At 71.8% G+C, this 20,832-nt stretch carries 18 protein-coding genes and 1 tRNA gene; 14 read left to right on the forward strand and 5 right to left on the reverse strand.

Translation table 11 applies throughout. The annotated features are described in order from the left end of the window. Positions 1–34 precede the first annotated feature (34 nt). The 5 genes from IFY26_RS08740 (at position 35) to pyk (ending at position 4,764) form a co-directional block, all read left to right on the forward strand. Positions 35–1,168 carry a DivIVA domain-containing protein gene (locus IFY26_RS08740; protein ID WP_232548599.1) on the forward strand — a complete coding sequence of 378 codons (1,134 nt, stop codon included), beginning with the start codon at positions 35–37 and terminating at the stop codon, positions 1,166–1,168. Between the two features lie 150 nt (positions 1,169–1,318). Next, the gene (locus tag IFY26_RS08745; protein ID WP_232548600.1) at positions 1,319–1,738 is read left to right on the forward strand and encodes a TraR/DksA family transcriptional regulator; all 420 of its coding nucleotides are present in this window, start codon (positions 1,319–1,321) and stop codon (positions 1,736–1,738) included. Then, positions 1,735–2,304 carry a signal peptidase II gene (locus IFY26_RS08750; RefSeq protein WP_332836175.1) on the forward strand — a complete coding sequence of 190 codons (570 nt, stop codon included), beginning with the start codon at positions 1,735–1,737 and terminating at the stop codon, positions 2,302–2,304. Before IFY26_RS08745 ends, IFY26_RS08750 begins: the two co-directional genes overlap by 4 nt. Beyond that, positions 2,301–3,218, forward strand: coding sequence for an RluA family pseudouridine synthase (locus IFY26_RS08755; protein WP_232548602.1), 918 nt, complete (start codon positions 2,301–2,303; stop codon positions 3,216–3,218). Before IFY26_RS08750 ends, IFY26_RS08755 begins: the two co-directional genes overlap by 4 nt. Positions 3,219–3,327: 109 nt before the next feature. Beyond that, the gene (pyk, locus tag IFY26_RS08760; protein WP_232548603.1) at positions 3,328–4,764 is read left to right on the forward strand and encodes a pyruvate kinase; all 1,437 of its coding nucleotides are present in this window, start codon (positions 3,328–3,330) and stop codon (positions 4,762–4,764) included. A gap of 5 nt (positions 4,765–4,769) precedes the next feature. Here the strand turns inward: pyk and IFY26_RS08765 are convergent. Further along, positions 4,770–4,855: transfer RNA gene (locus IFY26_RS08765), tRNA-Leu, on the reverse strand. Between the two features lie 111 nt (positions 4,856–4,966). Between IFY26_RS08765 and IFY26_RS08770 the strand changes: the two genes are divergently transcribed. After that, positions 4,967–5,605, forward strand: a complete 639-nt coding sequence (locus tag IFY26_RS08770; RefSeq protein ID WP_232548604.1) for an ANTAR domain-containing response regulator — start codon at positions 4,967–4,969, stop codon at positions 5,603–5,605. Positions 5,606–5,648: 43 nt separating this feature from the next. On the opposite strand, the gene IFY26_RS08775 is transcribed toward IFY26_RS08770, so the two are convergent. Further along, the gene (locus tag IFY26_RS08775) at positions 5,649–6,083 is read right to left on the reverse strand and encodes a PaaI family thioesterase (protein ID WP_232548605.1); all 435 of its coding nucleotides are present in this window, start codon (positions 6,081–6,083) and stop codon (positions 5,649–5,651) included. A 186-nt stretch (positions 6,084–6,269) separates the two neighbouring features. Here IFY26_RS08775 and IFY26_RS08780 point away from each other — a divergent pair, with 186 nt between their 5' ends. The 5 genes from IFY26_RS08780 (at position 6,270) to mptB (ending at position 12,919) form a co-directional block, all read left to right on the forward strand. Continuing rightward, positions 6,270–7,223: a hypothetical protein gene (locus tag IFY26_RS08780; protein WP_232548606.1), complete on the forward strand. Its 954-nt coding sequence runs from the start codon at positions 6,270–6,272 to the stop codon at positions 7,221–7,223. After that, positions 7,220–7,783, forward strand: coding sequence for a phage holin family protein (locus IFY26_RS08785; protein ID WP_232548607.1), 564 nt, complete (start codon positions 7,220–7,222; stop codon positions 7,781–7,783). Before IFY26_RS08780 ends, IFY26_RS08785 begins: the two co-directional genes overlap by 4 nt. Beyond that, positions 7,780–8,439 (forward strand): DUF3618 domain-containing protein, encoded by a 660-nt coding sequence (locus IFY26_RS08790; RefSeq protein ID WP_232548608.1) that lies wholly within the window; start codon positions 7,780–7,782, stop codon positions 8,437–8,439. The genes IFY26_RS08785 and IFY26_RS08790 overlap by 4 nt, the downstream gene beginning before the upstream one ends. A 157-nt stretch (positions 8,440–8,596) precedes the next feature. Beyond that, positions 8,597–11,299, forward strand: coding sequence for a DNA polymerase I (gene polA / locus IFY26_RS08795; protein WP_232548609.1), 2,703 nt, complete (start codon positions 8,597–8,599; stop codon positions 11,297–11,299). Between the two features lie 84 nt (positions 11,300–11,383). After that, on the forward strand, positions 11,384–12,919 hold the full coding sequence (gene mptB, locus IFY26_RS08800) for a polyprenol phosphomannose-dependent alpha 1,6 mannosyltransferase MptB (protein ID WP_232548610.1): 1,536 nt from the start codon (positions 11,384–11,386) through the stop codon (positions 12,917–12,919). Here the strand turns inward: mptB and IFY26_RS08805 are convergent. Next, positions 12,872–13,447 (reverse strand): maltokinase N-terminal cap-like domain-containing protein, encoded by a 576-nt coding sequence (locus IFY26_RS08805; RefSeq protein WP_232548611.1) that lies wholly within the window; start codon positions 13,445–13,447, stop codon positions 12,872–12,874. The genes mptB and IFY26_RS08805 overlap by 48 nt on opposite strands. Positions 13,448–13,685: 238 nt before the next feature. On the opposite strand from IFY26_RS08805, the gene rpsA reads away from it, so the two are divergent. After that, positions 13,686–15,167: a 30S ribosomal protein S1 gene (gene rpsA, locus IFY26_RS08810; protein ID WP_232548612.1), complete on the forward strand. Its 1,482-nt coding sequence runs from the start codon at positions 13,686–13,688 to the stop codon at positions 15,165–15,167. 149 nt (positions 15,168–15,316) lie between these two features. On the opposite strand, the gene IFY26_RS08815 is transcribed toward rpsA, so the two are convergent. Next, positions 15,317–16,516 carry an MFS transporter gene (locus IFY26_RS08815; protein ID WP_232548613.1) on the reverse strand — a complete coding sequence of 400 codons (1,200 nt, stop codon included), beginning with the start codon at positions 16,514–16,516 and terminating at the stop codon, positions 15,317–15,319. Positions 16,517–16,551: 35 nt separating this feature from the next. Further along, on the reverse strand, positions 16,552–17,886 hold the full coding sequence (locus tag IFY26_RS08820) for a serine hydrolase domain-containing protein (RefSeq protein ID WP_232548614.1): 1,335 nt from the start codon (positions 17,884–17,886) through the stop codon (positions 16,552–16,554). A gap of 78 nt (positions 17,887–17,964) precedes the next feature. On the opposite strand from IFY26_RS08820, the gene coaE reads away from it, so the two are divergent. Further along, the gene (gene coaE / locus IFY26_RS08825) at positions 17,965–18,564 is read left to right on the forward strand and encodes a dephospho-CoA kinase (protein ID WP_232548615.1); all 600 of its coding nucleotides are present in this window, start codon (positions 17,965–17,967) and stop codon (positions 18,562–18,564) included. A gap of 112 nt (positions 18,565–18,676) precedes the next feature. Beyond that, entirely contained in the window at positions 18,677–20,815 is a 2,139-nt protein-coding gene (locus tag IFY26_RS08830) for a beta-glucosidase family protein (protein ID WP_232548616.1), read from the forward strand. The last annotated feature ends 17 nt before the right edge of the window (positions 20,816–20,832 follow it).

Genomic DNA, 20,832 nt, shown 5'->3' on the forward strand with positions numbered 1-20,832 from the left:
CCATCCGCTCCTCCCCCAGCAGCGAGGTGTGACCATGACCCTGACCCTCCACGAGGTGCGCGAGACCCGCTTCCACATGTCCAAGCGCGGTGGGTACCACCACACGGAGGTCGACGCGTTCGTCGATAAGGTGGAGACGACGCTGGCCGAACTGGTGGAGGAGAACGCCACCCTCACCCAGCAGGTCAGTGCGCTGACCGCGGGCGGGGCCGCACCGGCTGACCCCGGGGCGGACGACGGCTCCCGGGGCGAGGCGGACGCCGGCGCCGCGGCCGAGCTGGAGGCGTTGCGTGCCGAGTTGGCGGACGCCCGACGCGAGCTGGTCGAGCGCGACGAGGCGCTGCGGGCCAAGGACGAGGAGGCCGCCGGGCGAGCGTCCGAGCTGGAGTCGGTGCGGGCCACGTTGGCGAGCGGCGGGGACGAGGCCGAGCTGCTGCGCGGCGAGCTCGGCGCCCGGGACGCGGAGCTGGCGTCCCTGCGCCAGGAAGTGGCCGAGCTGCGTGCGGCGGCCGAGGCAGGTGCCGCGGTTCCGGAGACGTCGGGCACGCCCGGTGCCGAGCAGATCGTCGTGCGGACGGCCGCGGAGGCGTCCCCGGCGGTGGTCCGCCTGGTGCAGCTGTCGACGGAGCAGGCCGAGAGCCTCGTCGCCGAGGCGCGCGCCGAGGCCGACCGGTTGACCGCAGAGGCGCGGGCGGAGGCCGACCGGTTGTCGGGCGAGGCCCGTGCCGAGGCCGAGCGTGTCAGCGGGCAGGCCCGCGCCGAGGCGGAGCGTGTGACGTCGGAGGCCGAGGAGCGCTCCCGCGTTGTGGTGGCCGAGGCCACCGACCGCGCCGAGCGCATCGAGTCCGAGGCCCGGTCGACCGCGGACGCCGTGGCCGGTGAGGCCGAGGCCCGCGCGGCGCGGCTGGACGCCGACGTGGCCGCCCGCCGGGAGGAGCTGTTCGCGACGCTCGAATCCGAGCGCGACGCCCTGGCCGGGGCGGTGGACCACCTCCGTGACCACGAGGCGCGCTACCGGGCGTCCTTCGTGGAGTCGCTCCAGCGGCAGATCGAGGCCGTCGTCGGAGGCCGCATCCGGCCGGACGACGAGCCCTCGCTGCTGGCCGAGGACGTTCGCGGCCACTCCGCCACGCCCCGGTTGGACGCCCTCCTCGCCAAGGGGGAGTGAACCCGGCCCCCCGGGGCATCGTCCTTGTTCGCCGTGCTGTGGCGCGGTCGTCGCAGCGCCCAGCATCTCCCCGGAGGAAGGGCAGGCTGCCGCGCGCGCCGACCAGTGGTACTGTTCGGCCGCAGCCCACGTGAAAGGTGGAGGTGACCCATGGCCAAGACTGCCGGGGGGCAGGGGCCCGTCGTGCCCGTGGCAGAGGGCGAGGAGCCCTGGACCGAGGAGGAGCTCGCGGAGGTGCGCGAGGATCTCGAGTTCGACGTCCAGCGGATGGAGCGAGCGCTCGCGCAGAGCGCGCGCGGGCTCGAGCGGCTCTTCGACGAGGGAACCGAAGGGGCCGGGCGGGATCCCGCCGACGTGGGCTCCTCGAATTTCGAGCGCGACCAGGAGATGTCCCTGGCGCAGAACGCGCGCGACCTGCTGGAGCAGGCCCAAACGGCCCTGCGCCTGTTCGACACCGGTCACTACGGCGTCTGCGAGTCGTGCGGCAACCCGATCGGCAAGGATCGGCTGATGGCCTTCCCCCGCGCCACGATGTGCGTGAGCTGCAAGCAGCGGGAGGAACGGCGCTGAGCGCATCCCGCCCCCGTGGGGGAACCGTCGGGCGCCGGGCGGTCTGGGCGATCGTGCTGACGATCGGCCTCGTCGGCTACGGCATCGACCAGCTCACCAAGCACCTCGCGATCACGTACCTCGACCCGAGCGACCCACCCGTCCTGTTGGGCGGGCTGCTGCGGCTGCAGCTCATCTTCAACCCGGGTGCGGCGTTCAGCCTGGGGGAGGACTTCACGGTCGTCCTCACCGCCATCTCCGCTGCCGCGCTCGTCTTCGTGCTGGCGTGGTTGGTGCCTCGGACGCGGCACCGCGGCTGGGCCGCCGCGTTCGGTCTGCTGTTGGCGGGGATCCTCGGCAACCTGACCGACCGGCTGGTGCGCCCGCCGAGGTTCGCGCACGGCCACGTGGTCGACTTCCTGCAGTTGCCGCACTTCGCGATCTTCAACGTGGCCGACATGGGCATCACCTTCGCCGCCGTGACGATCGGGTGGCTGGCCGTGGTGACCGGTGTCGACATGGGTGGTGCGTCGACCGCGACGGAACCTGACACGACGACGGACGCCTCGGCCGAGAAGGCGCCGTGAGCGTCCACCTGGTGCCCGACGGCCTGGCCGGGGAGCGTGTGGACGCCGCCGCCGCGCGCATGACGGGGGTGAGCCGCAGTCGGCTGGCCGAGCTCATCGCCGACGGCCTGGTGCGGCTGAACGGTGAGGCCGTGGGCAAGTCGGCCCGGGTTGCGGCGGGGGATCGACTGGAGCTCGAGATCCCCGCACCGCGCGAGGCCGTCGTCGTGCCCCGCGAGGTCGCCGGCGTCCGCATCGTGCACGACGACGCCGACCTCGTGGTGGTGGACAAGCCGGCCGGCGTCGCCGCCCACCCCTCGCTGGGCTGGGACGGGCCGGACGTGGTCTCCCACCTCGCCGGTGCCGGGTTTCGCATCTCGACCTCGGGTGCGCCCGAGCGCCAGGGCATCGTGCAGCGGCTGGACGTGGGGACGTCCGGCCTCATGGTGGTGGCCAAGAGTGAGCCGGCGTACACGGCGTTGAAGCGCGCGTTCCGTGACCGGGAGGTCGAGAAGGTCTACCACACGCTGGTGCAGGGCCACCCCGACCCGTTCACCGGCACGATCGATGCGCCCATCGCCCGCCACCCGGGCCACGACTGGAAGATGGCCGTCATCGAGGGTGGGCGGCACAGCGTGACGCACTACGACACCCTGGAGGCCTTCCGCTCCGCCACGTTGCTCGAGGTGCACCTCGAGACCGGGCGGACGCACCAAATCCGCGTCCACATGGCCGCGCTCAGGCACCCCTGCGTCGGCGATCCGCTCTATGGCGGGGATCCGGTGTTGGCGGCGCGGCTGGGCCTGGAGCGGCAGTGGCTCCACGCCGTGGAGCTGTCGTTCGTGCACCCCGGGTCGGGTGAGTGGGTCACGTTCACCTCCCCGTATCCGGCCGACCTGGCGGACGCCCTCGCCCACGTCGCCGAGGCGTCCTGAGAGGTATGCCCACCCCTACGGGTGACCGGGTGCAACGGGACTCCGCTTTCCGCGTGCAACGGGTCAACGAGGTAACGGAATGACAACGTCGGTGCGCTAGCCTGCAGGCGTGGCCAAGCTGAAGAACGACGGACTTCCCAACCGACGCGCCAAGATCGTGTGCACCCTCGGCCCCTCGACCGACACGCTCGATCGTGTCGAGGAGCTTGTGGACGCGGGCATGAACGTGGCGCGTCTCAACATGAGCCATGGCGACCACGACGACCACCAGCGTCGGCTGAACGCCGTCCGGCAGGCGGCCGAGCAGGCGGGCCGCCCCATCGGCGTGTTCGCCGACCTGCAGGGCCCGAAGATCCGGCTCGGTCGGTTCACCAACGGCAGCGAGACGATCTCGGTCGGCGACCGGTTCACGATCACGATCGACGACGTGCCGGGTGACGCGGAGCGCGCCAGCACCACGCTGAAGACCCTGACCGCCGACGTGCGTCCGGGCGACCAGATCCTGATCAACGACGGCGCCATCGAGCTGCGGGCGCTGGAAGTGACCGACACCGACGTGGTGACCGAGGTCGTCGTCGGCGGTCAGGTCAGCAACAACAAGGGCATCAACCTTCCCGGCGTCGCGGTGTCGGTGCCGGCCTTGAGCGAGAAGGACGCCGACGACCTCCGCTGGGCCATGGAGCACGGCGTCGACATGGTCGCGCTGTCGTTCGTGCGGTCTGCGAAGGACATCGAGGATGTCCACGCGATCATGGACGAGTTCGGGACGCGCGTGCCGGTCATCGCGAAGATCGAGAAGCCGCAGGCGATGGCGGCGATCGAGGACATCGTCGTCGCCTTCGACGCCATCATGGTGGCCCGCGGCGACCTGGGCGTGGAGCTTCCGCTCGAGGACGTGCCCGGCGCGCAGAAGCGGATCATCCACGCCGCGCGCAAGGCGGCGAAGCCGGTGATCGTGGCGACGCAGATGCTCGAGTCCATGATCAGCGCGCCGCGCCCGACCCGCGCCGAGGCGTCCGACGTCGCGAACGCGATCCTGGACGGAGCCGACGCGGTCATGCTCTCCGGCGAGACGGCGATGGGCGCCTGGCCGATCGAGGCGGTGGACACCATGGCCCGCATCGTCCGCAAGACGGAGTCGATGGGCCTGGACCGCATCGCAGCCATCGACTGGAGCCCGCACACCACCAGTGGTGTCATCGCCAAGGCCGCGCTCGAGGTGGCCGAGCGCGTCGGTGCGAGGTACCTGGTCGCGTTCACGAAGACGGGCGACACCGCGATGCGGTTGACCCGGCTGCGCTCGCCGATCCAGGTGTGCGCGTTCAGCCCCTACGTGGAGGTGGCGCAGCGCATGACGCTGGCGTGGGGCATCAAGTCCTTCACCACGCCCGAGTTCTTCACGGTGGACGCCATGGTGGACGCGGTGGTCAACGCGCTGGTGGGCCAGGACATGGTCAGTTCGGGGGACAAGGTCGTCATCGTGGCGGGCAACCCCAAGCACACGGCCGGCAAGACCAACTCGTTGCGGGTCGCGGAGATTCCGTGAGCCGCTGGTACCGGGAAGGGGACTCGAACCCCTACAGGCTTGCGCCCAGACGGGTTTGAGCCGTCCGCGTATACCATTCCGCCACCCCGGCAGGTGCCCGACCCATCCTGCCACATCTGGGGCAACACCCCCACTTCGGTCGACACGTACGCTGAGGTCGGGCACCCGTTGCCCCGCCTCATGGAACTAGGAGAGACAGACGGTGAGTGAGAACTCGACACCCCCCCAACTGCCGCGCGTGCTCGTGGCCGAGGACGAGGCCCTCATCCGCCTCGACCTCGTCGAACTGCTCACGGCCGAGGGCTACGAGGTCGTGGCCGAGGCAGGGGACGGGGAAGAGGCCCTGAAGCTGGCCCGCGAGCTGGAGCCGGACCTGGTGGTCATGGACGTGAAGATGCCGAAGATGGACGGCATCACCGCGGCGACGCAGATCGCGGAGGACCGGATCGCCCCCGTGGTCATGCTCACCGCGTTCAGCCAGCGCGAGCTCATCGACCGGGCCCGGGACGCGGGTGCCATGGCCTACGTCGTGAAGCCGTTCGACGCCTCCGACGTCGTGCCGGCCATCGAGCTCGCCATGGCGCGGTTCGCGGAGATCCGGTCGTTGGACGACGAGGTCGCCGACCTGGAGGAGCGGCTGGCGACGCGCAAGGCGGTCGACCAGGCCAAGGGCATCCTGCAGGAGGGGCTGGGGTTGAGCGAGGCGGAGGCCTTCCGCTGGATCCAGAAGACCGCCATGGACCTGCGCAAGCCCATGCGTGAGGTCGCCGAGGGCGTCATCGACCACCGCAAGTCCGGCGGCAAGCCGGCCGCGAAGAAGTCGCGCGCCGCCGACGACTGAGTCGTCGTGGCGGCACCGCCGGCACGGCCAGATGTGGCGGCCCTCAGGGACCCTCCGCCGTGCCGGACGCCGCCCGGGCGCGGCGCAGCGCGCAGGTGACCCGGGCGGTGCAGAGCCGGGTGCCGTCGTCACCGGTGATCACGACCTCCCAGGTGCCGAGGGTGCCACCGATGCGCAGGGCGGTTGCCACGCCCGTCACCCAACCCGAGCGGGCGGGGGCGTGATGGGTGGCATTCAGGTCCACCCCGAAGGCCGCCCCGCCAGGGCCTGCGGCTGCGACCGCTGCGAGGGACGCCAGCGATTCCGCAAGGACGCAGGACGCCCCGCCGTGCCACAACCCGAAGGGCTGGGTGTTGCCGGCCACCGGGACGCGTCCCACGGCCCGCTCGGCCGTGACCTCGAGGAGCTCCAGCCCCATGCGCGCGTCCAGCCCGTGGGCCCGTTCGATCGCGCGCCTGACCTCGTCGCTGACATCCACGACCCCCATCTTGCCCGCTCCGGTGGGGGGAAGCTGCCTGAGGTGGCCACGGGGCCGGTCACTGGTGAATGTTGACGACAACCAGCACCCTTTGGGGTGGTTTGGCGGTGTTCCCGCTTGCCTAGCCTGACAGGGAGCGGACTGCGCGCACGCGCGTCCGCGCCGTCAACGAAGCAGGAGGAAACCATGGCGTATCCGGACGACCCCACCGACCAGGGCCGGGTCGAGCAGACGCCCGAGTTCATCAATGATCCCGTCGACGACCCGGGCATGGCGGAGCCGCTGGGCACCCCGGCCCCCGGACTCATCGTGGAGGACACGACCTTCCGCACCGTCGATGAACCCAGCACCGGCGGCCGCGCGGAGCACGCGAAGCAGGAGGCCAAGGATCTGGCCGGCCACACGCAGGATCGCGCCAAGGACGTCGCCGACAACGCCAAGGCCGAGGCCGGCGCCGTGCGCGACACGGTCGTGGCCGCCGGCTCCGACGTGGTGGACTCCGCGAAGGAGCAGGCCGCGAACGTGATCGACGAGGCCAAGCTGCAGAGCCGGCGTCTGCTCGACGAGGGCGTGTCCGAGCTGCGCACGCAGGCCGGTTCGGCGCAGGGTCAGGTCGCCGCCTTCGTGCGCTCGCTGAGCGACGAACTCCAGTCGATGGGCCGGGGCACCGATGAGTCGGGCCCGATGGTCGACCTGGTGAACCGCGCCGAGCAGTACGGCCATCAGGCCGCCGACTGGCTCGAGCAGAACAGCCCCGACGACGTGCTCGCCTCCGCCCGCCGGTACGCGTCCCGCAACCCGTGGACGTTCCTGGCGATCTCCGCCGGCGCCGGCCTCGTGGCCGCCCGCCTGTTCCGCGGTCTCCAGGGCGCGAAGGCCGACGAGGAGGGTCGCCGTCAGGTGACCAGCGGCGTCCAGACCCGTGGCGTCCAGACCCGTGGCGTCCAGACCCGCGGCATCGAGACCGGTTACTACGCCGGCACCGTCGGTGGCTACCGTGAGGCTCCCGGCCTGGAGTACCAGCAGGGGCGCGCCGCCGAGTACGAGGAGGACTTCGCCTCCGAGACCCGGCGTGTCGAGCTGGAGGGCGACCTCGACACCACCGCCCGCCGCAACGCCGAGTGGGGCGAGGGCCGATGACGTCGGATCCCTACGACCCGACCCTCCGGGGTCCCGACGGCCGGCTGCTCGGCGACGACCGGCGCGACGCGTCGGCGTACGCCGGGGCGTCCGGTGCGCACCAGGCCCAGGATCCGGCGGACGCCGAGGCCGACGCGAGCTATGCCCGCTTCCGCGCCGAGGACCGCTCCCTGGGTGAGATCGCGTCCGACGTGTTGGGCAACGCCTCAACCCTGATCCGCCAGGAGGTGGAGCTCGCCAAGGCCGAGGTCACGCAGTCCGCCTCCCGAGCGGGCAAGGGCGTCGGCATGCTCGCCGGCGCCGGCGTGGCGGCGCTGCTCGCGCTCATCGCGCTGACCCTCGCCCTCTGGTGGGGCATCGCGATCGCGATCGGCTCGGTGGCCGAGCCGGCGCTCGGGTGGAGCGGCGTGATCGTCATGGTCATCTGGCTCGTGTGCGCCGGCATCCTCGCCGCCATGGGCCGCGCTGAGCTCAACAAGATCAAGGGTCTGCCCAAGACCACCGAAACGCTGCAGAAGATTCCGAACGCCGCCGCAGGCAACGAGGAGAAGAACCGATGAGCCAGTCACCCGAGGAGATCCGTCGCGAGATCGAGCGCACCCGCGCCCAGCTGAGCGACAACGTCAATGCGCTGGGCGATTCCGCCAAGCCGACCAACCTGGCCCGTGAGCAGGTCGACCGGGTCAAGGACAAGGCGAACGACCTCAAGACCCGCGTGTTCGGCGACCCGAACGATCCGTGGGACGAGGGCGCGGCCGGTGGCGTGGGCCACCAGCTCGCGGACGCCCGTGACCAGGCGGTCGACGCCGTGCAGGACGCCCCGCGTCAGCTGAAGCAGCGCACCCAGGGCAACCCGCTCGCCGCGGGCCTGATCGCGTTCGGTCTCGGTGCACTCATCGGCGGCCTCATCCCCGCCTCCCGCATCGAGAAGGACGCCGCGCTGCAGGTCAAGGACGCGGCCGAGCCGGTCGTCGACCAGGCCAAGCAGATGGCGAACGAGGCGCGCGACCACCTGCAGCCGATGGCCCAGGAGGCTGCGGACAGCGTCAAGTTCGTCGCGCAGGACGCCGGCGAGCAGGTCAAGGCGGACGCCGAGGCGGCTCGCGACGACGTGCAGGCCCAGGCCCAGTCCTCCGCGGACGCGGTCAAGTCCGACGCCCAGGGCGCCGTCGACGAGACCAAGGCTGAGGCGCAAGAGAAGCGCGACCAGGTCTGACCGGTCGCGTCCTGCCCGCGAAGGGCCCCGTTCCGCCGATCTGGCGGGGCGGGGCCCTTCCCGTTCTGACGCGGCGCCCCCTCGCTCGTTCGGACGCGAGACGAGGCTGGTCGCGGTGCCCGAGAGCGCTGTCGGTGGCGCCCGCTAGGCTGCCTGCGTGACCTCCAGTACCCCTGCGCCCCCGGCGTCCGACCGGCCGAAGCTGCTGCTGATCGATGGCCACTCGGTGGCCTACCGGGCGTTCTTCGCGCTGCCGTTCGAAAACTTCGCCACGAAGACCGGCCAACACACCAACGCGGTGTTCGGGTTCACCTCGATGCTCATCAACGTGCTCCGCGACGAGCAGCCCAGCCACCTCGCCGTGGCCTTCGACGTGTCGCGCCAGACGTTCCGGAGCGAGGCCTACGCCGAGTACAAGGCGAACCGTTCGGCGTCCCCGGAGCCCTTCAAGGGTCAGGTGGCGCTGGTGAAGGAGGTGTTGGACGCGCTGCGGATCGTGCACGTCGAGGTGGACGGCTACGAGGCCGACGACATCATCGGCACCCTGAGCCTGCAGGCCCAGCAGGCCGGGTGGGAGACGCTGATCTGCACCGGCGACCGCGACGCGTTGCAGCTGGTGGACGCCGCGACCACGGTGCTCTACCCGCGCAAGGGGGTCTCGGACCTGGCGCGCATGACGCCGGAGGCGGTCGAGGAGAAGTACCTCGTGACGCCGGCCCGCTACCCCGAGCTGGCGGCGTTGGTGGGGGAGACCTCCGACAACCTGCCCGGCATCCCGGGCGTCGGCCCGAAGACGGCGGCGAAGTGGCTGCGCGAGTACGACGGGCTGGACAACCTGCTGGGCCACGCCGACGCCATCCGGGGCAAGGCGGGGGACGGGCTGCGCGACAACCTCGAGGGCGTGCGCCGCAACCGGCAGCTGAACGCGTTGGTGCGCGACCTGGCGTTGCCGGTCGGCCTGGGGGAGCTGGAGCGGCAGGACTGGAACCGGGAGGCCGTTCACGAGCTGTTCGATGCGCTCGAGTTCCGGGTGCTGCGGGACCGGCTGCTGGAGACGCTGCCCCAGCGGGAGGCGGAGCCGGAAAGCGGTTTCGACGTGGCCGGCGAGGTGCTCGCGCCCGGCGCGTTGGCCGACTGGTTGGGCGAGCACGCGACCGAGCTGGTCGGCGTCCAGGCCGAGGGGTTCTGGCGGGCCGGCTCGGGGGACCTGACGGGCCTCGCGCTGGCCTCGCTCGACGGGGCCGCGGCGTGGGTGCGCACCGAGACCCTGACGCCCGAGGACGACGCGGCCCTGGCGGGGTGGCTCGCGGACCCGGAGCGGCCCAAGGCGCTGCACGACGCGAAGGGGCCGCTGGAGGCGCTCTGGGCGCGCGGCTGGGATCTGGCGGGGCTGGCGTCCGACACCCAGATCGCGGCGTACCTGTTGCGGCCTGACCAGCGCACCTACGACTTGGCGGATCTGACGGTGCGCCACCTCAAGCGTGAGTTGGCCGTGGAGGGCGGCGCAGCCGACCCCACCGAGCAGCTGGCGCTGGAGTTCGAGAACCCCGACGAGGGCACCGACGCCATGGTGCGGGCCCGGGCGGTGGCCGAGCTCGCGGGTGTGCTGGGCGAGGAGCTGGACGCCGCGGGTGGACGGTCGCTGCTGGCCGAGGTCGAGCTGCCCCTGCAGCGGACGCTGGCGGTGATGGAACGCACCGGCATCGCGGTGGACGCCGACGCGCTCGATGCGCTGTGGTCGGACTTCGACTCCGGTGTGCGGGACGCGGAGTCCGACGCGTTCGGCGTCCTGGGCAAGCCGGTGAACCTGGGCTCGCCCAAGCAGCTGCAGGCCGTGCTCTTCGACGAGCTGGGCATGCCCAAGACGCGTCGCACGCGCACCGGCTACACCACGGACGCCGACGCCCTCGAGCAGTTGTTCGTGAAGACCGAACACCCGTTCCTGGCACACCTGCTGCGGCACCGCGACCAGATCCGGCTGCGGCAGACGGTGGAGGGGCTGCAGAAGTCGATCGCCGACGACGGCCGCATCCACACCACCTACAGCCAGACGGTGGCGGCCACGGGGCGGCTGAGCTCGACCGACCCGAACCTGCAGAACATCCCGATCCGCACCGAGGCCGGCCGACGGATCCGCGAGGCGTTCGTGGTGGGGCAGGGGCATGAGTCGCTGATGAGCGCCGACTACAGCCAGATCGAGATGCGCATCATGGCGCACGTGAGTGCCGACGCGGCCCTCATCGACGCCTTCGGCTCGGGCCGCGACTTCCACACGGTGACCGCGTCGCGGGTCTTCGCGGTGGAGCCGGACGCGGTGACGGGTGAGATGCGCGCCAAGATCAAGGCGATGAACTACGGGCTCGCCTACGGCCTGAGCGCCTTCGGGTTGTCGGGGCAGCTGCGGATCACGACGGCCGAGGCCAAGGGCCTGATGGATGAGTACTTCGAGACGTTCGGCCACGTGCGCGACTACCTGACCGAGGTGGTCGACGTCGCCCGCCGCACGGGCTACACCGAGACGTTGCTCGGACGCCGCCGCTACCTGCCCGACCTCACGAGCTCGAACCGGCAGCGCCGCGAGATGGCCGAGCGGATGGCCCTCAACGCGCCCATCCAGGGCAGTGCCGCCGACATCATCAAGGTCGCGATGCTCGACGTGGAGGCGGCGCTCGCCCGCGAGGGGCTGGCGTCGCGGATGCTGCTCCAGGTGCACGACGAGCTCGTGTTCGAGGTGGCGCCCGGTGAGCGCGAGACGCTGGAAGCGCTCGTGCGCGCCACGATGGGCGCCGCCATGGATCTCACCGTGCCCCTGGACGTGTCCGTCGGCGTGGGCCGCTCCTGGCACGACGCCGCGCACTGAGCCGGCGGACGGGCGCACGGGCGCACGGGGAGTCCACACCCGGGCCACAGCGGGCCCACACCGGGGCCGGCCACGCTGGCTGCCGTGAGAACACTCCTGCGCCTGCCCGCCCTCTGGCTGGGGCTGCTCGGCTCCCTGCTGATCGCTGCGGGGGAGTTCCGCCGCGCGAGCTGGAGCCAGGTGGAGGGGCAGGCGTGGGCCTCGGCGGTCACCGCCACGGTCACCTGGCCCTACCCGCTGGTCGTCGCCCTGGGCATCGCGCTGCTCTCGACGGCCTGGCTGCTTGCGCGGCCCCCGACGCCGACGCCGGCCGCTGGGGAGGCCGATTCGGTCGACGCGGTTCGTCGGGCAGCGGTCCTCGCCGCTGTGTGGGTCCTGCCCCTCCTGCTCCTGCCCCCGGTGCTGAGCACGGACGCGGGTTCCTACGCCGACCTGGGGTGGATGGTGGCCGGCGGCGAGAACCCGTACACGACCGGGCTGGGGACGACCGGCAGCCCCTTCCCCTACGGACGCGCCTGGCGCGGCACGACGTCGGTCTACCCGCCGGGCGCGCTGCAGCTGTTCGGCTGGGTCGTCGGAGCGACCGGGGCGCACTGGTACTGGTCGGTCGTGGCGTTGCGGCTGCTGGCGGTGGCCGGGGTGGTGGGCCTGCTGTGGGCCGTGCCGCGGCTGGCCGGCGCCGTGGGCGTCGATCCGGCGTTCGCCACGTGGTTGGCGTTGCTGAACCCCGTGACGCTGGTGCACGGCGTGGCCGGCGAGCACGTCGACCTGCTCATGGCCGGTCTCCTCGCGGTCGCTCTGGCCGTCGCGGAGCGTGCCGCCCGCTTCCGCGGGCCGACGCCCGGCCGTCCGGTACCGGCCGGCACCGTCATGAGGGGCGTCCTGGTGGGCGGTGTGTTGGTGGGCGGTGTGCTGGTGGGGCTGGCGGCGTCGGTCAAGCAACCGGCGCTGCTGGCGGTGCCCGCGGTCGCGGCGCTGGCGCTACCCGTCGCGTCGCGAACCTGGGTGCGGCTCCTGGCCGCGTCGGCCGGGGTGGGGGCGTCCGCGTTGGGTACGTTCGCTGCGATCAGCGCGGCCACCGGCCTGGGCTGGGGCTGGATCGGCGCCTCGGGAAACCCGGCGAACGCCGCCCAGACGCCGACGCCTGCCTACCTTGTCGGGCTGCTCACCGGTGCCGACGTCGATGGGGTGACGTCCTGGGGGCAGTATGTCGCCGTCGGCGCCATCGCGTGGCTGTTCGTCCGGTACGCGCGCAGCGAACCGCTGCGGTTCCTCGGGCTCGCGTCCCTCGCGTGGGTGCTGGGGTTCGGCGTCTGGCGGGAGTGGTACCTCATCTTCCCGCTGGCGTTCCTCGGCCTGGCGCGCCCCGGCCGCGCCCTGCGCGCTGCCGTGTGGGTGGGAACGCCCTTGTGGGCGCTGTACGGCACCTGGCACGAGTATCAACGGGGGATGGGCGTGGAGGCGTCCCTCGGGCTGGCGTTCGTGTGGTCGGCTGCGCTGGCCTTCTTTGCCTGGACGTGCTGGCGGCTGCGCGCCCTGCCGCCCCCGTCGGAGAGCTCGGCGAGCCGGGGCTCAGCGCAGGACGGCGAGGACGTCCTCCCGGTCGGCGCCGTCGCGTGACCAGTGGGCGAGCAGCAGGCCGCGCGCACCGGTGGTGGTGGGCTCCTCGTCGAGGATGCGCACGAGCCGGACCTGACCGATCGCGTCCACCCCCGCGACGACGCCGGACCCCTCGACCTCGATGGGGCTCGGGATCGCGGCCCCGCTGTCGGCGTCGGCGATGTCGGCCGCCGCGTCGCCCTCGCGGATGATGCGGACGAGCTCGGCGACGTACACCGGGTCGGTCGGCGCGTCATAGCAGTAGCGCGTACCGAGCACGCTGTGCTCGAGCGTGCCGATGAGCAGGCCCTCGTCGAGGGGTTCGGAACGCCACGTGACGGGAACGTGATACGTGAAGCCGGCGGAGGTGATGACCATGCAGTCGATGCCCACCTCGCCGTCGGGATCGACGAACCGGAAGAAACCGATGCGCTCCACATCGGACGCGTCGCCGGCGAACCACAGCTGCTTGGGCAGCCACCCGGCGAGCAGTTCGAGCTTGCTCGGGGTGAGGGTGGCGTTCGGGTGGACTTCTGCGGTGCCGCTCATCGGGTGGCTCCTTCGGGTGCGATCGGGACGGTCGGTCACCACGCTAGTCCACCGACGGGCTGCCGGGGCGGCGTCCGAGGCGTCCCGTTGACGGGCTGGGCCCCTTTGACCAAGTGAACGGGCGGTCGGTAAGCTGGTTGGTCGGTGTGGTCTGCTTGCCCTCGGACGTAGCGGGGCAGGCGTACGCGGGCCATGCCGCCACCACACTCACCACGTTCAGTTATCGGAGCCCTACTACATGACCTCCACTCCTGAGGCCGCTCAGGTCGCGGTCGACGACTTCATGAGCAGCGAAGAGTTCGCTGCCGCCGTCGACGCCACAATCAAGTACTTCAATGACGGTGACATCGTCACCGGTACCGTCGTCAAGGTCGACCGGGACGAGGTTCTCCTCGACATCGGCTACAAGACCGAGGGCGTCATCCCCTCCAAGGAACTCTCCATCAAGCACGACGTCGACCCCTTCGAGGTCGTTGCCGTCGGCGACGAGATCGAAGCCCTCGTCCAGCAGAAGGAGGACAAGGAGGGGCGGCTGATCCTGTCCAAGAAGCGCGCCCAGTACGAGCGCGCCTGGGGCCAGATCGAGCAGGTCAAGGAGTCCGACGGCGTGGTCACCGGCCGCGTCATCGAGGTCGTCAAGGGTGGTCTGATCGTCGACATCGGTCTCCGCGGCTTCCTCCCGGCCTCCCTGGTCGAGATGCGCCGCGTCCGCGACCTGCAGCCCTACGTGGGCCAGGAGCTCGAGGCCAAGATCATCGAGCTGGACAAGAACCGCAACAACGTCGTGCTCAGCCGCCGCGCGTGGCTGGAGCAGACCCAGTCCGAGGTGCGCACGTCCTTCCTCAACCAGCTCGCCAAGGGCCAGATCCGCCGCGGCGTCGTGTCCAGCATCGTCAACTTCGGTGCGTTCGTGGATCTCGGCGGTGTCGACGGCCTGGTGCACGTCTCCGAGCTGAGCTGGAAGCACATCGACCACCCGAGCGAGGTCGTCGAGGTCGGCAATGAGGTCACCGTGGAGGTGCTCGATGTCGACATGGACCGCGAGCGCGTCTCCCTGTCGCTGAAGGCGACGCAGGAGGATCCGTGGCAGACCTTCGCCCGGACCCACCAGATCGGCCACATCGTGCCCGGCAAGGTCACCAAGCTCGTTCCGTTCGGCGCGTTCGTGCGTGTCGAGGAGGGCATCGAGGGCCTGGTGCACGTCTCCGAGCTGGCCGAGCGTCACGTCGAGATCCCCGAGCAGGTCGTCGCGGTCAACGACGACGTCATGGTCAAGATCATCGACATCGACCTCGAGCGTCGCCGCATCAGCCTCAGCCTCAAGCAGGCCAACGAGGGTGTCGACGTGGCTGCGGACGACTTCGACCCGTCGCTGTACGGCATGACCGCCAGCTACGACGACCAGGGCAACTACATCTACCCCGAGGGCTTCGATCCGGAGACCCAGGAGTGGAAGCCCGGGTACGAGGAGCAGCAGCGCGCCTGGGAGCAGCAGTACGCCGAGGCGCAGACCCGGTGGCTGGCGCACAAGAAGCAGGTCGAGGAGGCCGAGGCCGCCGAGAACCAGGCGGCCGTCGAGGCCACCGCGCAGTCGTCCTACTCCTCGGGCGGTCGCCCGTCGGCGTCGACGTCGTCCTCCAGCAGCAGCGCCCCCGAGGGCTCGCTGGCGTCCGACGAGGCCCTGCAGGCCCTGCGCGACAAGCTCACCGGCGGTCGCTGACCCCGCCCGGACCTCTCGGTCCGGTTCGAGCCCGAACCGCCCCCGCTCCCTCACGGAGCGGGGGCGGTTCTGCGTTGCCGGGATGGGATGGGGTGGGGTGGGGTGGGGTGGTGTGGGGTGGTGTGGGGTGGAGCGGTGGGGTGGCTACCTCACGACCGCTGCCGGCCGGGCAGTTGGGTGATGGGCGCCGTGAGGGTGGCCCAGAGCGCCCCCACGAGCGCGACGCCCCCGACGACGGTGATGGCGACGGGCAGCGACGCGGCGAGCAGCAGGCCCGAGACGGCCAGGGGGCCGCCCAGCTGGCCGGCCTGGCTGAACATGGCCCAGATCGACAGGAAGCGGGCGCGGCCGCGGGCGGGGGAGAGATCGGCGCCGATGGTCATGTTGATGCCGGCCCCCAGGCCGTTGCCGACGCTCATCACCACGACGGCGGCGATGAGCCCGGGCGATGCCGGCCACAGCGGCGCGACGAGAAAGCCGGCCCCGTAGACCCCCAGGCACAGCACCAGGGTGAGCGTGCGGCCGACCCGGTCCTTGAGCACGCCGCCCGGCACCATGAACACCAGCTCGATCGCGGCGCCGACGGCGACGATCAGCGAGACCTGCGCAGCCGTCCACCCCAGGTGGACGCCCCACAGCGCCACCAGGATCGGCTGGGCGACGCGGGCGACGGCGAGGGTGAGGACGGAGACCCCGGCGAACCCGACGGCCCGCCACCGCACCCCCTGGGCGAGCTCGTCCGCCGTGCGGGCGGCCTTGTTGCGCATGGTCTGGGCGTCGAAACCGCTCGTCAGCTTGCGGACGAACAGCAGCAGCGTGCCCGCGAGCGCACACGCGGCGGCGAAGACGAACACCGACCACAGGGGCCAGAACACCAGCAGCGCCGCGCCGCACAGCGGGCCGACCAGGCTGCCGGCGCGCATGGTCCCGCCGAGTGCGGTCATGGCCTGGCCGCGCTGCGGGGTGGGCACCGTCTCGGCGACCACGGCCTGCCGGGCCAGGTTCCAGGCGGTCATGACGGGGGCACGCAGGATCGCCGACGCGATGAACAGGCCCAGCGACCAGGGGGTCGGCCACGCGAGCGCGACCACGGCGAGCGAGATGGTGACCACCGCGGCCCCGGTGGCCAGCGCCATGGCGAAGCGGTCGCCCACCGTGTCGATGAACATCCCGACCGGCACGGTCATCACCAGCGCGGTGGCGCCCATCAGCGCGACGATGGCGCTGGCCAGCGGCGCGGACGCCCCGAGCTCCAGCGCCGCGAGCACGAGCACCGGCATCATCGCGCCCATCGCCACGCCGAGCAGGAACGACGGGGCCAGCACGGGCCAGAAGATCAGCCGATACATGCCCCACCTCCCAAGTATCTCGACATCAAGATACTCTAGAGGGTGAGCGGACGCCACCCGTCCGGATCCGGCCCGCCCGGCAGGTCCACCTCGGGGTCGTAGGGCGTCCGGGTGAAGCAGAAGGTGGCCACCTCCAGCGTCCGCGGCCGGCCATGGGCGTCACGATGGACGACCAGCGGCTCGCCGTGAAAGTAGTCCCCGCCGTCGCCGGTCCAGCGGTCGCCGCTGCCGGCGAAGTGGCTGGCCCCCTTCCCGTCGGCGCCCACGAGGAGCAGCCGGCCGGGTGCGGGCGCGGCCAGGACGTGCTCGCGCGTGCCCCAGTACCAGACGCCGCAGAGATCGGCCGCGGTGGCGTCCCCCGGGCCCACCGGCCCGTCCATGTTCACGGCGGCGGCGCAGGCCTCCGCCAGTAGGCCGAACGCCCCGCCGAACGGGGTGGTGGCGTTCCCGCACACGGCGACGGCGAGGCGCCGCTCGGCGTCGATGCGCAGGTCGGCGGTGAAGCCGGGAACCGAGCCGGCGTGGCCGTACGTGCGTCGTCCGGCGTCGTTGACCACCATGACGCCGAGGCCGTGGGCCGTCGTGAAGGGTTCGCCGGCCACGTCGGGCCAAGCGATCGGCGTGAGCATCGTGGCGCGGGTGGCGGGTCGCAGGACGCCGGGGATCGCGCCGGCGAGGAACGCGCCGAGGCGCACCAGATCGGTGGGCGTCGACCAGAGCTCGCCGGCGGCGCCGAGGGCCAGGTAGTCGGGCACGGGTTCGGGGTGGACGAGATCCTCGCGCGGGTGGACGCCGACGCCCACCGCGTGGCCGGGGGCTGGCGTCCGGGCGGTGTGGGTCATGCCGAGGGGCCGCCAGACGAGGTCGGCCAGGGCGGCGTCCCACGCCTGGCCCGTGAGGGTCTCGAGGAGCCGGCCCAGGACGCCGTAGCCCAGGTTGGAGTAGTGGAACCGGGTGCCGGCCGGGAACAGGGGCTGGAGGTCGGCCGCGGCGAGGGCGTCCCAGGACGTGCCGCCCGCCCGCTCCCACCACGGGCCGGGCGGCTCGGCGGGCAGCCCGCTGGTGTGGGCGAGGAACTGGGCGACCGTCGCATCCCCGCCGGGGGCGTCCGGCACCCAGGTGGCCAGGGGGCGGTGCAGGTCGACCGCACCGGCGTCGGCGAGGACGCACAGGGCGACGGCGACCTGCGGCTTGGTGATCGAGGCGATGCGGTACTGCGTGTGGGCGTCGGGACGCCGCGGCACACCGAGCGGATCGGCGTCGCCGACGGCGTCGGCCCAGGTCACGTCACCATCGCTGCTGAGCGCTGCCGACAGCGACGGCTGGCGTCGCGCCGCGCGCAGGGTCTCAAGGGTGCGGGACAGATCCACGGGCTGACTCCTGGGCTCGGCTGCGCCCGACCCTACCGGGGGAACACGGTGCGGCCACCACCGTGCGAGGATGGCCGGATGAAGCGCATCGTGCTGACCGGCGGCATCGCGTCGGGCAAGTCGACCGTGGCCGACCTGTTGGCCGGGCACGGGGCGGTGGTCGTCGACGCGGACGTGCTGGCCCGGGAGGTGGTCGAGCCGGGCACGGCCGGGTTGGCCGAGGTGGTCGCCCGGTTCGGGGAGGGGATCCTGCTCGCCAACGGCGGCCTGGACCGGGCCGCGCTGGCCAGGATCATCTTCGCCGATGCCGCGGCGCGCGCCGACCTGAACGCGATCGTCCACCCCCGGGTGAGGGCCCTCGCGCGCGAGCGCCGGGCCGCCGCCCTGGCGTCGAACCCCGGCGCGGTGGTCGTCGACGTGATCCCCCTGCTGGTGGAGACCGGGCAGGCCGAGATGTTCGACGTCGTCGTCGTCACCGACGCCGGCGAGGAGGCGCAGATCGCCCGCCTGCGCCACCGGGACGGGTTGTCGGACGCGGACGCGCGCGCCCGGCTCGTCGCCCAGGCGTCACGAGCAGAACGGTTGGCGGTGGCGGACCTCGTGATCGACACCTCGGGGCGCAAGGAGGACCTGCCCGTCCGGGTGGGGGAACTCTGGGAGCAGCTCCGGAACGCCTGAGGCACGGTCGCCCGAACAACGGCCCGAGATCCGCGGAACGGGCCCGCGGGCCCGCTGCGTCGGCCAAGCTGGACGGAACGCGGAGCACGGAACACCGCACTCAGGAGGACCCATGACCGACGTGACCGACCGACCGTGGTTGGACGAGGGACTCAGCCCGCGGGAGCGCGCGACGCGCCTCGTGGCCGCGATGACGTTGCCGGAGAAGATCGAGCAACTCCACGGCAACATGGACACGATCGACATCTACGGCCTGGCGAACCAGGCCCAGGACGCCGATGAGATGGAGCAACTGGCGTCGCAGATCCGGGTGGAGCGCCACGTGAAGGCGAACGACCGGCTGGGCATCCCCCGCATGCGCATCACGAACGGGCCCGTGGGCGTCGGCATGGGCGACGGTACGCCGTCGCCGCCCGCGACGGCGCTACCCATGACGATCGGCGTCGCGGCCTCCTTCGACCCCGAGCTCGCCCACCGGTACGGCGACCTCATCGGCGCCGAGTGCGTCCACCTGGGGCAGCACGTCCTCGAGGGGCCGGGCCTGTGTCTGCACCGCACGCCCCTCGGGGGCCGCAACTTCGAGTACTTCTCCGAGGATCCCTACCTCACCGGGGTGATGGGGGTGGAGGTCGCGCGGGCGATCCAGAGCCATGACATCATCGCGATGGCCAAGCACTACGTCGTGAACGACCAGGAACACGAGCGCTTCCGCAACAGCGTCGAGGTCGACGAGGACGTCCTGCGCGAGTTGTACCTGTTGCCGTTCGAGATGGCCTGCAAGGACGCGGACATCGCCTCCGTCATGAGCGCCTACAACCGCGTGCGGGGCGTCTACGCCACGGAGAACCGCTACACCCTCGACACGATCCTGCGGCAGGAGTGGGGCTGGGACGGCTACGTCCAGTCCGACTTCTGGTCGTGCCGGTCGGCGGCGGGCTCGCTCAACGCGGGCATGGACCTGGAGATGCCGGACGCGAAGTGGCTCAACGAGACCAACGTGACCAATGCGCTCAACGACACCTCGCTCGAGATCCAGACCGTCGACCGCGCCCTGGTGCGTCGCTTCACCCAGATGTTCCGGTTCGGACACTTCACGACGCCGTACGCGCCCACCGAGATCCCGGCGGCCGAGCACGGCCGCATCGCGCGGGAGATGGGGCACGCCATGGCGGTCCTGCTCAAGAACGACGCCGGGCTGTTGCCGCTGGGCGTGGACGCCGGACGCGTACTCATCGTCGGCATGGACAGCTTCGCCACGAAGGCCTGCCAGGGTGGGGGCGGCTCCTCCAAGGTGGACCCCCTGTACACCGTCGACCCGCTGCCCGGCACGCAGGACGTCCTGCGCGAGCTCGGCTCGGACGCCACGGTGGCGTTGTTCGAGGTGAAGCGCGACCTGTCCAACCTGGCGCAGGCCAAGGCCGAGGCCGCGGACGCCGACGTGGTGCTCGTCATGGCGGGTGTCATCGCCACCGAGGGTGCCGACATGCCCGCTCCGGAGATGCCCCACGACCAGGCGCGCATGGTCGCCGAGCTGCTGGGGTGCAACGAGCGGACCGTGGTCGTGCTCAAGGACTCGACGCCGGTGATGCTGCCGTGGATCGACGACGCCGACACCGTCCTCGAGGTGTGGAACCAGGGGGCGGAGGACGGCCATGTCGTCGCCGAGTTGCTGTGGGGCGTCGCCAACCCGTCGGGCAAGGTGCCCACCACCTATGCGCGGCGCGTCGAGGACCTGCTCCACCACGACGACCCGGTGCGCTACCCGGGCACCGACGAGGGGGAGGGGTGGCCCACGATGCGCTACACCGAGCGTCTCCAGGTGGGCTACCGGTGGTTCCAGGCGAACGACATCGTGCCGCTGTTCCCGTTCGGATTCGGGCTGTCGTACACGACCTTCGAGCTGTCCGACGTGGCGGTGTCGGGCTCGGTCGCCGACGGCGAGGCGCTGACCGTCACGGCGACGGTGACGAACACCGGTGATCGGGAGGGTGCGGAGGTGGTGCAGGTGTACTTGGGCATTCCGGTGGAGGGTCAGCCGCCCAAACGCCTGGTGGGGTTCGCGAAGGTGTCCCTCGCGCCGGGGGCGTCCGAGCAGGTCGAGGTGGTGGTGGACCCGGCCGCCACGCACCACCCGTTCGGGGTGTGGGACACCGCGGCGCACTCCTTCCAGGTACGCCCCGGCGCCTACACGGTGTACGTCGGCACCTCGAGCGAGGACACGCCGCACCAGTTCCCGGTGCGCGTGTCCTAGCCGCTCGGCGGCGAGGG

This window comes from Propioniciclava soli (assembly GCF_014858005.1).
GTDB classification, from domain to species: Bacteria; Actinomycetota; Actinomycetes; order Propionibacteriales; family Propionibacteriaceae; genus Propioniciclava; species Propioniciclava soli.